The sequence below is a fragment of the Haliea sp. E17 genome (assembly GCF_048323675.1).
Lineage (GTDB): Bacteria > Pseudomonadota > Gammaproteobacteria > Pseudomonadales > Halieaceae > Mangrovimicrobium.
This window is the reverse complement of the sequence record NZ_JBLWFK010000003.1, coordinates 106,474-119,080: the sequence shown is the minus strand read 5'-3', so window position 1 is coordinate 119,080 and position 12,607 is coordinate 106,474. Positions and strand designations below refer to the sequence as shown.

The 12,607-nt window shown below is 63.9% G+C and carries 12 protein-coding genes; 6 read left to right on the top strand and 6 right to left on the bottom strand.

What is annotated here, in order from left to right:
* The first annotated feature begins 23 nt into the window (after nt 1-23).
* The 3 genes from ACNKU3_RS09160 to ACNKU3_RS09150 all read left to right on the top strand — a co-directional run bounded on the left by ACNKU3_RS09160 (nt 24) and on the right by ACNKU3_RS09150 (nt 3,579).
* Nucleotides 24-1,130 carry an NAD(P)-dependent alcohol dehydrogenase gene (locus ACNKU3_RS09160; RefSeq protein WP_418259145.1) on the top strand — a complete coding sequence of 369 codons (1,107 nt, stop codon included), beginning with the start codon at nt 24-26 and terminating at the stop codon, nt 1,128-1,130.
* Between the two features lie 61 nt (nt 1,131-1,191).
* Nucleotides 1,192-2,598 (top strand): aldehyde dehydrogenase family protein, encoded by a 1,407-nt coding sequence (locus tag ACNKU3_RS09155; protein WP_418259144.1) that lies wholly within the window; start codon nt 1,192-1,194, stop codon nt 2,596-2,598.
* Between the two features lie 39 nt (nt 2,599-2,637).
* A complete protein-coding gene (locus tag ACNKU3_RS09150; protein ID WP_418259143.1) occupies nt 2,638-3,579 on the top strand; it encodes an alpha/beta hydrolase in 942 nt (313 codons plus the stop codon).
* Between the two features lie 30 nt (nt 3,580-3,609).
* On the opposite strand, the gene ACNKU3_RS09145 is transcribed toward ACNKU3_RS09150, so the two are convergent.
* Nucleotides 3,610-4,686 (bottom strand): NADH:flavin oxidoreductase, encoded by a 1,077-nt coding sequence (locus ACNKU3_RS09145; RefSeq protein ID WP_418259142.1) that lies wholly within the window; start codon nt 4,684-4,686, stop codon nt 3,610-3,612.
* A 12-nt stretch (nt 4,687-4,698) separates the two neighbouring features.
* On the bottom strand, nt 4,699-5,982 hold the full coding sequence (locus tag ACNKU3_RS09140; protein WP_418259141.1) for a cytochrome P450: 1,284 nt from the start codon (nt 5,980-5,982) through the stop codon (nt 4,699-4,701).
* A 191-nt stretch (nt 5,983-6,173) separates the two neighbouring features.
* Between ACNKU3_RS09140 and ACNKU3_RS09135 the strand changes: the two genes are divergently transcribed.
* Entirely contained in the window at nt 6,174-6,785 is a 612-nt protein-coding gene (locus ACNKU3_RS09135; protein ID WP_418259140.1) for a TetR/AcrR family transcriptional regulator, read from the top strand.
* A 54-nt stretch (nt 6,786-6,839) separates the two neighbouring features.
* Entirely contained in the window at nt 6,840-7,835 is a 996-nt protein-coding gene (locus ACNKU3_RS09130) for a cyclase family protein (protein ID WP_418259139.1), read from the top strand.
* A 41-nt stretch (nt 7,836-7,876) separates the two neighbouring features.
* Here ACNKU3_RS09130 and ACNKU3_RS09125 read toward each other — a convergent pair whose 3' ends face one another.
* The 4 genes from ACNKU3_RS09125 to ACNKU3_RS09110 all read right to left on the bottom strand — a co-directional run bounded on the left by ACNKU3_RS09125 (nt 7,877) and on the right by ACNKU3_RS09110 (nt 10,567).
* On the bottom strand, nt 7,877-8,947 hold the full coding sequence (locus ACNKU3_RS09125) for a Gfo/Idh/MocA family protein (RefSeq protein WP_418259138.1): 1,071 nt from the start codon (nt 8,945-8,947) through the stop codon (nt 7,877-7,879).
* 67 nt (nt 8,948-9,014) lie between these two features.
* The gene (locus ACNKU3_RS09120; protein WP_418259137.1) at nt 9,015-9,659 is read right to left on the bottom strand and encodes a Dabb family protein; all 645 of its coding nucleotides are present in this window, start codon (nt 9,657-9,659) and stop codon (nt 9,015-9,017) included.
* A 3-nt stretch (nt 9,660-9,662) separates the two neighbouring features.
* Nucleotides 9,663-10,010, bottom strand: a complete 348-nt coding sequence (locus ACNKU3_RS09115) for a hypothetical protein (protein ID WP_418259136.1) — start codon at nt 10,008-10,010, stop codon at nt 9,663-9,665.
* On the bottom strand, nt 10,010-10,567 hold the full coding sequence (locus ACNKU3_RS09110; RefSeq protein WP_418259135.1) for a nuclear transport factor 2 family protein: 558 nt from the start codon (nt 10,565-10,567) through the stop codon (nt 10,010-10,012). The genes ACNKU3_RS09115 and ACNKU3_RS09110 overlap by 1 nt, the downstream gene beginning before the upstream one ends.
* 269 nt (nt 10,568-10,836) lie before the next feature.
* Here ACNKU3_RS09110 and ACNKU3_RS09105 point away from each other — a divergent pair, with 269 nt between their 5' ends.
* Nucleotides 10,837-12,582, top strand: a complete 1,746-nt coding sequence (locus ACNKU3_RS09105) for an N-acyl-D-amino-acid deacylase family protein (protein WP_418259134.1) — start codon at nt 10,837-10,839, stop codon at nt 12,580-12,582.
* Nucleotides 12,583-12,607 lie beyond the last annotated feature (25 nt).

Sequence of the window (12,607 nt, the reverse complement as noted above, 5' to 3'; positions counted from 1 at the left end):
AAAACTCAGTTACGGAGCGTTACATGAAGGAAATACAGGCGGCGGTACTCTGGCCCGGTAAGCGGGACCTGGCACTGGAACAACTGGCTATCGAGGCCCCCCGCGAGGGCGAGGTACTGGTCAGGGTCGTGGCGACCGGTATCTGCCACACCGACATGGTGCTGCGCGACGCGGGCATTACCCCGCGTCCCGTGGTGCTGGGCCACGAGGGCGCCGGCGTGGTGGAAGAGGTCGGGCCGGGTGTGAGCGGGTTTGCCGCGGGAGACCGGGTGGCGATCAGCTTTGCCGCCTGCGGCAGCTGCAGGCATTGCGAGCAGGACGTGCCCGGCTACTGCGAGCAGTTTTTCCCGCTCAATTTTTTCGGCGCCCGCCTCGACGGCTCCTGCGGCCTGGAGAAAGACGGCGAGAAAGTGCACTCCCACGTGTTCGGCCAGTCCTCATTCGCTAGCCACTGCCTGTGTCCCGCCGCCAGCCTGGTCAAGGTTGAAGAAGATTTTCCCCTGGAACTGGCCGGTCCCTTCGGTTGCGGTTTCCAGACCGGCGCCGGCGCCGTGCTGAATTCCCTCAAGGTGCCCGCCGGTGCCTCCATCGCGGTACTCGGCGCTGGTGCCGTCGGCCTCGCCGCCGTGGCCGCGGCGCGCCATATCGCCGGCGCGGCAACCGTGATTGCCGTGGATATCCACCAGGAACGGCTGGAAGTTGCCGCTGCAGTCGGCGCCAGCCATAGCCTGGTGGGTACCGCCGATGACCTGCAGGAGCAGGTGATGGCTGCGTCCCCGGGTGGTGTCGACTATGTGATTGATACCACGGGGAAGACCGCCTTCGCGGAACGCTGGGTCCCGCTGCTGGCCGCGCGCGGTACCCTGGCGTTGGTGGCTTCCTACCCCCCGGAGGATGCCTTCTCCTTCAACACGGTCAGCCTGATGACCAGCGGCAAGAAAATTGTCGGTGTCATGGAAGGGGACAGCGACATCGTGAATTTCATTCCCAGCCTGATGGCGCATTTCCAGGCCGGCCGCTTCCCGGTGGACAAGCTGGTTCGCTTCTACGATCTCGCCGAGATCAACCAGGCCATCGAGGACTCCGAGCGCGGCGCGACCATCAAGGCCATCGTGCGGATGCCCGACTAGTCATCTACAGGCCGGCCATCCGCCGGCCGCACAAAACAGTTCACCCGACGAGGTTCCAGATATGACGACTTTCAAATTGCTGATCAACGGCGAGCTGGTGGACGGGGCTTCCACCCTGGACGTGATCAACCCGGCGACCGGTGAGGTCTACACCCAGGCGCCGCGCGCCGATGCCGCCCAGCTCGAGCAGGCCGTGGCGGCGGCGAAGGCGGCTTTTCCCGCCTGGTCCGCGACTGCGCTGGAAGAGCGCCGCGCCATGTTGATGGCGCTGGCCGATAAAATTGATGCGGCACTGCCGCAGATTGCCGAAGTGCTGACCCGGGAGCAGGGCAAGCCGCTGCAGGACGCCCAGGGCGAGGTCTTTTTCGCGGGTTATTCGCTCCGCCTCAACGCGGCCCTGGATCTGGCGCCGCGCACAGTGAAGGAAGACGACAACCAGCGTGTGGTGGAGCACCGCAAACCGCTGGGGGTGGTCGCCGCGATCACGCCGTGGAATTTCCCGGTGATGCTGCTGATGAACAAGGTCGTACCGGCCCTGCTGGCGGGCAATACCCTGGTGATCAAGCCGGCGCCGACCACGCCGCTGTCCACGCTGATGATCGCCGCCCTGTGCGCGGAGGTGTTCCCCGCCGGTGTGGTGAACGCGATCGTCGACCAGAATGACCTCGGCGGGCTGCTCTCCGCCCACCCCGACGTGGCCAAGGTGTCGTTTACCGGCTCGACCGCGACCGGCAAGAAAGTCCTGTCCAGCAGCACCGACACCCTGAAGCGGGTCACCCTGGAACTGGGCGGCAACGACGCCGCGCTGGTATTGGACGACGTCAACGTGCAGGAGGTCGCGGCGAAGATCTACCACGCGGGCACCTACAACGCCGGCCAGATCTGCGTGGCGGTGAAACGCATCTACGTGCCGGCGGCAATGTACGACGAGTTCTGCGACGCGCTGGCCGCCCAGGCCGCGCAGTCGGTGGTGGGCGACGGCATGGAAGCGGGCACCCAGATCGGCCCCCTGCAGAACAAAATGCAGTACGACAAGGTCCGCGCCCTGCTCGAGGAAACCGCTAAAACCGGCAAGGTGATCGCCGGCGGCGCGGCGCTGGATCGCCCGGGCTTTTTCATCGCCCCCACCGTGGTGCGCGACGTCACCGACCAGGACCCGATTGTCGCCGACGAACAGTTCGCGCCGATTCTGCCGGTACTGTCCTACACGGACCTCGACGATGCCATTGCCCGGGTCAATGCCTCGATCTACGGCCTCGCCGGTTCTGTCTGGAGCAGCGATCCGGCACGCGCCGAACAGGTGGCCCAGCGCATCGAGTCCGGGACCGTGTGGATCAACAGCCACATGGCGCTGGACCCGGAAGTGCCTTTCCGTGGCGCCAAGCAGTCCGGTATCGGCGTGGAGCAGGCGCGTGAGGGTTTGCTGGAATACACCCAGGCGCGGATTATTACCGTCCCGAAAAGCTGATACGCTGCGCCAGACCCGGTCGCTGGAGGAACTCGAGCTTTGATTACCGTCGAAGAGCTTGCATTGCAGACAGAGGAAATGGCGTCTGTTGCCGCCACACTCTACCGTCCGGAACTGATGCCGGGTTCCGCGCTTCCCCTGTTGTTTCTGCTCCCCGGCGGCGGCCTGTCCCGGCGCTACTTTGATATCGTTATCGAGGGCGACGATGCCTACAGCCAGGCCCGCTGGTTTGCCCGCCGGGGGTTCCTGGTGGTGGCCATGGACTATCCCGGGGCCGGCGACAGCAGCCTCGATGTCGACGGCGTGCCGCCGACGCGGGCCCAGGTCGAACAGGGTGTAGCTTCCGCAGTTCGCCAGGTGGTTTCCCGCCTGGAAGCAGGGCAGCTGTGTGAGGGCCTGCCAGCGGTCGAGATCAGCCTCGTGCTGGGGGCAGGCCACTCGGTGGGCGGTCACGTGATTGTCGGTACCCAGGCGACGCACCGGGTCTTCGACGCTATCGCGCCGCTGGGCGCCAGTATGGTCGGGACCCACCTGTATCTGCGCGAAGGCCTGCGCTATCCCTACCGGGCGAGTGCCAGTGACCGCGATCGCCTGGCCGCTACAGCGCAGGTCGACTGGAAGCAGAATGACCACTGGGGGGATGTACCGGAGGCAGTGCTCGCCGCGGACAGCGCGAGAGAACCGCTTGCGCCGTGGCGCACGCGCAATGTCCCGATGTTCGCCGGTGAACTGGTACAGCCCTTCGCCAGTGCGCGCCAGGCCGCCAATATCCAGGTACCGGTGTTACTGGTCTACGGTGAACAGGACGTCACGCTTGAGCCACTCGAGGACGTCGCTACCTTTCGCAGCGCGCCCTCCGTGGCATTGGCCATTGTCCCGGCGATGGGGCATTCACATAACATGGCGGGCAGCCGCGAACTGCTGTGGACACGGCTGCGCCTGTTTGCCGAAGAGGTAATTACACTGCGCTCGCTTGCCTGAGGCCCTGAACCCTCAGGGGCTTGCCTGTGCTTAGCCGGCGATAAAGTCCGGCCACTGGCCTTCGATGTAGCGGATAAACGCCTCGCCCAACCCTTCCCGGCGCAGGTATTGCGCGCTTACCGGCAGCGCAATACTGCTGAATTCCGGATCGTTTTCCGCCCGCAGGGGAAAGTCGTGGTGGAGGATTGCACCGCGCCCCGGCAGGACGAAATCCGCACCGTTGTCCAGCGCCCAGGCCGCGTCTGCGGCGCTGTACAGCTTTCCGGCGACGCCCAGTTTTACTGCGCCGCGGGGAATTTCCGCATAATAGTCGAGCAAGGCGCGACCGACGTAGGCCTCTTCCGCCGGTTGTTTGCGCACGTCCCACATGGACAGGTCGATGAAGTCGACAGTCTCGCTGGCAATGATGCGCCGGTACGCGTCCATCGCCTCGTCCTGGGAGATCATCAGTGCCTCCGGCGACAGCCGGACACCGACGATGAAATCCGCACCGCAGCGCTGTCGCACGCCCTGCAGTATCGAGATCAGCGCGCGACAGCGATTTTCCGCACTGCCGCCAAACTCATCTTCGCGCCGGTTGAAGTCGCTGCTGATGAATTCGTGCAGCAGGTAGGTGTGTGCCGCATGCAGTTCCACGCCATCGAAACCGGCGCGCTGCGCCCGCTCTGCACCGGCGATAAATTCCTCGATGCAGGCGTAGACCTCTGTGTTGGTCAGGGCGCGCGCACCGGTAGTCTCATCGTCGGAAGGTGCCAGCAGTTGGTCTCCGGCTTCAGGTAATGCCCGCAGCCCGGCGTGATAAAGCTGCACCAGCGCCAGTGAATCGTGCTGCTTCAGGGTTTGCACCAGCCGCGAAAGCTCGGGGACCAGCGCATCGCTGTCGATGCCGAGTTGCCCCGGGAAACCCTTGCCGCGCGGATTGATATAGGCCGCTGCACTCAACACCATGCCGAAACCGCCCTGCGCGCGCATCTCCAGCCAGTGGAAATCCGCGGGAGAGGGCGCGCCGTTGTCCAGGCTCTGGCAGTTGGTCATCGGTGCCAGCATCCAGCGGTTGCGGGCTTGCCGCCCGCAGGGAAATTCGAGCGCTTCTGAAACGTGACTCATCTACCGCCCTACTCAGTCGGCCAGTTCAAAGGTGATCGGCAGTTTTTTCAAGCCGTTGACGAAGAAGCTTTCCAGCAGTTGCGGCTCGCCCGCCAGTTTGACCGAGGCGATCTTCGGCAGCAGTTCCTCGAACAGGATGCGCAGCTCCATTTTCGCCAGGTGCTGGCCGAGGCAGAGGTGCGGACCGTAGCCGAAGGCCATGTGCTTGTTCGGGGCGCGGTCGATGTCGAAGTTCTGGGGATTCGCGACCACGTCCTCATCGCGGCTGGCGGAGGCATAGCAGAGCATCAGCCAGTCGCCTTTTTTGATCGTCCTGCCGCGAATCTCGGTGTCTTCCGCCGCAGAGCGCATGAAGTTCTTCACCGGCGAGGTCCAGCGGATGCACTCCTCGATGAAGGCCGGCAGCAGGGACATATCCGCCTGCAGGCGTTCCAGCAGGCCGGGTTGGGTGGCCAGGGCCCACATGCCGGTAGACGCGGTGGAGGAGGTGGTGTCGTGGCCAGCGGTGGCGACGATCAGGTAGTAACCGTTGAGCGCGTTGTCGGAAATTGGCTTGCCGTCAACTTCCGCGTTGACCAGTACGCTGGCGAGGTCGTCCGTGGGGTTTTCCCGGCGGCGCTCGGTGATGGTCTGGAAATAGCCGACCATTTCACCGACTACCGCCTGCTGGATGGCGGAAATATCGTCGGCGCTCATGTCCGCCATCATGGCCTTCACGTCCGGGTCCAGCGGCCCGAAGATTTCCTGGGTCAGCTTCAGCATGAAGGGAAAATCTTCCTCCGGCACGCCGAGGATGTTCATGATGACTTCCAGCGGGTAGTTGAGCGAGACATCGGCAACGAAATCACAATTACCGCCGGTTGCAACGAGGTTCTGTGCCGCCTTGCGTGCAATCACGCGAATTTCTTCCTCGCGCTTCTTCAGGTTGGCGGGCATGAACCAGGACTGGCTCAGCAGCCGATACTTCATGTGTTCAGGCGGATCCATCTGGATCAGCGAGAGGGCGATCGGGGTTTCCGCCATCTGCATGGACATGGCCACACTGGCCTTGTCCATCAGGGTCGAGGGGCGGTTGCCATAGGGAAAGCGCTTGTTGTCCTTGCTGACTTCGAGCACGTCATCGTACTTGCTGACCACCCAGAAGGGATCGAAGCCCTCGACCTCGGCGATACCGAGGGGCTGGTTGGTGCGCAGCCAGGCGTAGGTCTCGTGGAGTTCGTCGGTGGCGTACACTTTCGGGTTGACCAGTTTGGCGGCGATGTCGCCAGGGATGGTGAATTCGGTGTCTGTCGTCATGGTTGAAATCCCGCATCGGTTGTTATCGGCAGCGGTGTCACAGCGACCGCTCTGGCAATATCGAAACTATTATGTTTCGATATAGAATAATTTACAATGTGTCAGTAATTGAAAATTGGCGATCTGGATGCAATTTAATCTTCCGGTCCTGCATGGACAGTACGACCCGCTACACTGCGGAACTTGCAGACATGCCTGAGGACGTGGGAAACCGCCGCCCCGGGCGCCAGCGCGACCCGGCGGTGGACGATGCCATTCTGGCCGCGGCGCTGGAGGTCCTGGTCGAGCAGGGTTATGGCGAATTCACCATGCACAGTGTCATCAGTCGGGCTGGCGTGTCTTCCGCCACCCTCTACCGGCGCTGGGCAACGTCCGATGACCTGGTGCTCGCAGTACTGCGCTCGATCCAGCCGGAGCCGCTGGACATCGACAGCGGGAGCCTGGACGGCGATATCGCTGAATTTGTCGACTACCTGGTGGGCGCACTGCAGAGCCTGGAGGATGTCGCCGCCGCGGAGGCCAGTGGCCCGCGTGCGCCGGAAAGCCTGCGGATGGCCGTGGGTGAGATGTTTGCCGGGCCGCGCATAGCCATGTTGCGAACCATTTTGCAGCGCGCGCTGGCGCGCGGAGAGCTGGTGTCGATGCCGTCAGTGGGGCATTGCTGGACCCATGTGGTCAGCCCGCTGCACACCCGTCTTTACCTGCAGGGTGAGACGCTCACGCCGGAATTCGTGGCCGGCACCAAAGTCGTGCTGGGCGCGGGCTTGCGGGCCCTGGCGGCTCGTCGCCGTGCCGACAATTAACAATCGGCTTCGGCCAACAATAACAGTCCCCCGGGAGGGGTAAGGAAAGCAACAATGAACCGCTGGTTAAAGAAGCCGGAAGGGGCCAACTGGGGTGAGTTTGGCGATGACGACCGCACTGGCCGTATGAACCTGATTACCCCGCGGCATCGCCAACAGGCGCTCGCCGAAGCCAGGGAGGGGCGGGTGTTTGTCCTCAGCCTGCCGCTGGACCACCCGCGCGGCGGTATTTTCCCCGGGCGCCACGCGCCCAGCCTTGAACCGACCATCGCCCGCGATGGTCGCACCATGTACGACTGGACAGTGGTCGGCGCCATCGACGTGGTCAACGACGACCGGGTCACCATGGACCTGCAGTATTCCACCCAGTGGGACGGCCTCAGTCACTACGGGATACGCTTCGACGCCGACGGCGACGGCGTGGCGGAGCATATCTTCTACAACGGCTTCCGTTCCGACCGGGATTTCGTCCAGCCGGGTCCGGACCGCGAGCCGCGCGCCCTCGCGCTGGGCATCGAGCATCTCGCCATGACCGGTGTCCAGGGCAGGGGCGTGCTGGTGGATATTCGCGACTATGGCAGGGGTCCGCACCAACTCGTCGATTTCGAGGGCCTGCAGGCCGCCATGCAGGCGCAAGGCGCGGAGGTCCGGGAGGGCGATTTCCTCTGCCTCTATACCGGTTATGCCGATCTCCTGCTCCGCGACGGCGCCGATGTGGACATGGAGGCACTCGCTGTCTGTCCCGGCCTGCAGGGCGGAGATCCCGCCCTGTTGCGCTGGATCGATGAATCCGGCCTCGCGGCGATCTGTGCCGACAACCCGATGGTGGAGAAAATTGAGGGGGTTCAGCGCTGTGAGGACGCCGCGTTGTTGCCCCTGCACGAGCACTGCCTGGTGAAGCTGGGTATCCATCTGGGCGAGTTGTGGTGGTTCGGCGAACTGGCAGCCTGGCTGCGGGCCAACCGGCGCAGTGCCTTCCTGTTGACGGCGCCGCCGCTGAAACTGCCCGGCGCGGTGGGCTCACCGGCCACACCGGTAGCGACCGTCTAGCGGCGCCAGCGGTTTTCCCGGCGCCGCAGGCCCTCGACCTGCTAGAGACTCTGGCGCGCGCCGGTCGCGGAGGCGGTGTCGATGGCCAGCAGCAGGCGGCTCAGTCGAACTGCCTCGGTGAATCCGGGTGCGCTGCTGCTGCCCTTGTCCAGGTCCTCGCTGATGCGTGCGTAAATTTCCGCGACATTGGCTGCCGGTCCCGCCAGCGCCGGCACCGCCGCCGCGGGCGGCGGCCCGGCCTCGAAGCTCGCTTCCAGTTGCAGCGGCGCGATCTGGTAGGTGCCCGGTTCCGTGCCGCTGACGCGAATCCACCCGGATTCGCCTTCGATCTCGAACAGCACCGGCCGCTTGACCCTGCCGCCGACCACTTCCAGCGTGGAGACGCAGCCGCCGGCGTGGCGACCGAGTACCAGCATGTGGTCCGCACAACTGCGCTCCACCCATTCGTCACTGCCGGCGATTCGTACCCTCGGGTGCTGGATACTGTTGCGGGCATCCACCTCGACGTAGGGGCCGACGAGGGACTCGATGGCTGCCAGCGTGTGCCCGCCGCCGATGGTTTCCATCGTTGCACCGGTGCGCTTGTCCTGCAGGTAGGCGTAGAAGGGCGGTACTTCGGTGCCCCAGGCGCCCGCCGTGCTGTATACCCGCAGCACCTGGGGCCTGCCGATGCGGCCCTCGCGGATGTAGCCGGATGCCTGGCGCAGTGCGGGCGCGTAGAGGCCCTGCAGGCCGATGAAGGCGCGGCAAGCTGCTGGCACGGCTGCGGCCATCTCCTGTGCTTCGGCGAGATCGATGCCCAGGGGCCATTCACAATAGACGTGCTTGCCCGCGGCGAGCGCAGCGAGAACGATCGCGCGATGTTCAGGAACCTTGACCGTCACCGCAACCAGGTCGACCTCCGGGTCCTCCACCATGCCCAGGGTGTTGCCGTAGGCGCGCTGCGCACCGAAGGTTTTCGCCGCTGCGTCGGCGATCGACTGCTCCCGCGCCGAGACTGCGGCTACGGAGAATCCGGGCAAGGCCTGTAGTGCCGGCAGGTGCGCGTCCCGCCCCCAGCCGCGCTGCGGGTTGGCGCCGGCGATTGCCACGCGAAAAGGTTTACTGCTCATGCATGCTCCCTGCGCGTCGGCGCGCGAAAAATTGAGTGAGCCCATCCAGCGGCTGGATGAGGTGGGTTCATTGGATCAGTGGCCTTTCTGTCGACCCGACAAGTTGCACCATCAGGGGGGCGACGATGCAGTGGGCGGTCTCGGGGTCGAACCAGCCGTCGACAACCCCCCAGTGCACCGGGTGGTGCATGTATTCACCGGTAAAGCCCGCCGCGTCGTCGAACTCTTGTTCCCACACATGGGTGAAGGCCCCGGGCTCGGCCTGGCTGGTAACCGATCCCAGGCTCCAACTGCGGATGGTGCTGACATGGTCCGGCATAAGCAGCAAATCCCGCTCGAAGGCCGCGACCTGAGCCGCGGGGGTGCCGTGCAAAACCTTTACCAGCAGTGCACGCCAGATTCCCGGCCCGCCCTCGGCGGCGCCGCTCATTATCGGGGAATAGCCGACCCGCGCTACCTGGGTTCCCGTCAGCAGGGGACTGACGTGCTCGCGCCACTCACGGCTGGTTTCGGCGTGTTGCGCGCGGCGTTCATCGGCAAACACCAGGCGTGCCACCAGCTGTCCGGCGTTGGCGCTCAGTGCGGGCATTGTGGGGGCAACCCAGTGGTCGGCGAGTGCCGGTAGCGTGGCTAGAGCGGGGGCCAGCGTTGTGGCCAGCGCGGCCACGGCATGTTCCGGTGGCAGTGTGATGTCCAGGAGCAGGACGAACATGGCTCAGCCGGCTTCCGGCAGTGCGCTGAGAAATTTGCGCTCGCGCCTTTCTGTCAGTGCATCGTTTTTTTGCCACCAGGCCAGCTTGGCGAGGCGTTCGTCCGTACCATCCGGGCTGCGACTCAGGCGCATGGCCCACCAGGCCGGTACATCCTCGACTGACCAGAGGTAGTACAGGGTGGTGGCGTGGCCGGCGAATTCCTCCACCGGGGGATGTTGCCAGGCACCCTCGAGTCGCATACCCCGGCGCCGGGCTTCGGGCATGTATTCATCGCGGTAAAGCGCCTGGTACTGCTGGCAAACGCCGGGTTTGACGGTGATCTCGTCGAGAATATATACCCGCTGGTCCATCAGGTGTCCCGGTCGCTGAGTTCCGGGGGTAGCCTGCGGGTGTAGACCATGTCCTCGCGGTCGCGGCGGCCGAAGATGAACAGGTCGTCAGTGCCGGGGCGCTGGCGGACCTGGTCGATCCAGGTGTCCTTGCTGGCGGGTTCGACCCTGGACCAGTCCCACAATACGACGCGCCGGGCGATTTTCCAGGGGCCGTTGCCGCGGCGTTCGAAGCGGTCGAAGTAGCGGCCGATTATCGCCTCGTCGCGCAGGCTGCCATCGACGTTTTTGCCCTGGTGGAAGGACTGGAAACAACTTTCCACCCAGGCGACATCGGCGGATTCGAATTCGACCAGGACATTGGAAATGGCGTGCTGGGTGAACAGCAGGGGCGAGCGGGCGAGGTTGGCGGCGATGTTCTGTACCGGGCCATTGCAGAGGCCGTGGAAATCCTCGCCGTCTTCATGGAAGCAAGAGGTATAGAGTTCGACGTCGCCGCGATCGGTGCCGCGGGCGACCCGGTAGAGGGTCTCGGTAATTGCCTGCTTCGCGAGCAGTTCCGTTATCGCCTGGTCCACGCGGCCACCACGCTATCAGTTTATTATTAAAAACTGAACATTAGTCAATATTAGCCGCCCGTGCAAGATGCTTTCCCGCCCTGCTTGCAGGCGGCGAGGTGATTGGCTGGTGCCTGATTACGGATACTTAATGTCATTATGCGATACGGTGATAATGGAAACCGCTGTTATTCAGCCGTGGAGTGTCAGGTCCGTTACTCAAATAATTGAATGAGAGTCAATTAAATGCTAGTTTTCCGCCAAATCATAATCCTGCGGGCGAGGCAGCCATGAACTTTAAAATCCTGATCAAGAACGGCACCGTCGTCGACGGCAGTGGCGCCGCCAGCTACAAGGCGGACGTGCGGGTCAATGAAGGCCGGATCGTCGAGATCGGCGAGAACCTCACTGCGGGCTCCGGGGAGCGGGTGGTCGACGCCACTGGCTGCCTTGTTACACCCGGCTTTATCGAAACCCACAACCACTGGGATGGTGGCGTCTGGTGGTCGCCGATGATGGAGCCGGCAGCGGCCTATGGCATCACCACGTCGATCAACGGCAACTGCGGTTTCTCCATGGCCCCGGCGAAGCCGGACATCCAGAACGATGTCATCGACATCTTCAATTTCTTCGAGGATATTCCCGAGGCGCCAATGAAAAAGCTCGTGCCCTGGGACTGGCAGACCTGGAGCGAGTACAAGGCGTCTTTCCTGCGCAACGTCAAAACCCCGGTCAATTTCGCCGCCTTTTGCGGGCACATCCCGATTCGCCTGTACGTGATGGGTGAGGCCGCCTGGGAGCGCGCCGCCACCGCCGATGAAATCGCCCAGATGTGTGACCTGCTGGATGACGCCATGCGCGCCGGCGCTATGGGGCTGTCCTCCAACCACCTGGATTACGACAAGCACGACCGACCGCTGCCTTCGCAACTGGCGGACGACGCTGAGTTCCTCGCCCTGTTCAAGGTCGTGGCGAAGTACCCTGGCGCGACAGCCCAGGTAATCGTCGATCACTACATGCGCATGACTGGTCCCGAGCAGGGTGAGCGGGTGGGGAATCTCGCTCACCAGGCCGGTGTCCGCCTGCAGTGGGTGGGTGTGCCGACGCTGCAGTTCCAGTCGGAAATCGCCCGGAAATCGCTGGCGGTGCACGAGCGCTTCAAGGCCGAGGGCAAGGATAACTGGACCGGTTATCATCACGTGTCCCCGACCTCCGTCATCAACTTCTGCCGTTCGCTGGTATTCGCCCAGAACGGTAACCAGGTCTGGCAGGAGTTGATCGACACCGAGGGATACGAGGCAAAAAGCAGGATGCTGACCGACCCGGTGTGGCTGGACCGTGCGCGGGAGTCCTGGAACAAGCAGTACGCCCACTCCTACCTGCACGATCCCGCGGCGTTGACCCTGAAGGAGAGCGAAACCGGTTACGGCCCGGTGGGCGTGACCCTGGCGGACTACATGGCGCAAACCGGTATCGAGCACGCCTCGGACGCGCTGGCCCGGTGGGTGCTGAACAATGGCCCGGAATCCGTGCTGCTGAAGCGCTCCTGGGAGCGCAACGAGGAACTGCTGGTGCAAATGCTGCGCGACCCGCGCTCGGTGGGCAATATTTCCGATGGCGGCGCCCACGGCAAGATGTTCTGCGGATACGGTGACAACATCCTCCTGCTCACCGATTTCGTTCGCGACCGCAAGCTGCTGAGCATCGAGGAAGCAGTTCACGTGATGACCGGTAAACTGGCTGATTTCTTCGGCCTGCCGCAACGCGGCCTGATCGCCGAGGGCAAAATAGCTGATATTGCTGTATTCAACCTGCAGGAAGTCGAACGCCGTCCAGAGGAGCGCATCTGGGACGTGTGGGATGGGCAGGGTGGCCGCACCTACCGCTACACCCGCGCACCCGCGCCGATGTTGCTGACCCTCGTGAACGGTGTGCCGACCTTTGACAACGGCGCGGTCACCGGTCGTTTCCCGGGCGATTTTGTCGGTCCGGAATCCTCCGGGGCCGAGGCCCCGGCGCTCGCCGCAACGGCCTGAGTCTGTCGTCTGTACCGGGGTGCGG

What these genes read in the sequence shown, in the direction of transcription:
- ACNKU3_RS09160 (WP_418259145.1), top strand. Translation starts at nt 24, where the DNA reads ATGAAGGAAATACAGGCGGCGGTACTCTGGCCCGGTAAGCGGGACCTG.
- ACNKU3_RS09140 (WP_418259141.1), bottom strand. Translation starts at nt 5,982, where the DNA reads ATGACGACAGACACCGAATTCACCATCCCTGGCGACATCGCCGCCAAA.
- ACNKU3_RS09115 (WP_418259136.1), bottom strand. Translation starts at nt 10,010, where the DNA reads ATGGACCAGCGGGTATATATTCTCGACGAGATCACCGTCAAACCCGGC.
- ACNKU3_RS09105 (WP_418259134.1), top strand. Translation starts at nt 10,837, where the DNA reads ATGAACTTTAAAATCCTGATCAAGAACGGCACCGTCGTCGACGGCAGT.
- ACNKU3_RS09130 (WP_418259139.1), top strand. Translation starts at nt 6,840, where the DNA reads ATGAACCGCTGGTTAAAGAAGCCGGAAGGGGCCAACTGGGGTGAGTTT.
- ACNKU3_RS09125 (WP_418259138.1), bottom strand. Translation starts at nt 8,947, where the DNA reads ATGAGCAGTAAACCTTTTCGCGTGGCAATCGCCGGCGCCAACCCGCAG.
- ACNKU3_RS09155 (WP_418259144.1), top strand. Translation starts at nt 1,192, where the DNA reads ATGACGACTTTCAAATTGCTGATCAACGGCGAGCTGGTGGACGGGGCT.
- ACNKU3_RS09135 (WP_418259140.1), top strand. Translation starts at nt 6,174, where the DNA reads ATGCCTGAGGACGTGGGAAACCGCCGCCCCGGGCGCCAGCGCGACCCG.
- ACNKU3_RS09145 (WP_418259142.1), bottom strand. Translation starts at nt 4,686, where the DNA reads ATGAGTCACGTTTCAGAAGCGCTCGAATTTCCCTGCGGGCGGCAAGCC.
- ACNKU3_RS09120 (WP_418259137.1), bottom strand. Translation starts at nt 9,659, where the DNA reads ATGTTCGTCCTGCTCCTGGACATCACACTGCCACCGGAACATGCCGTG.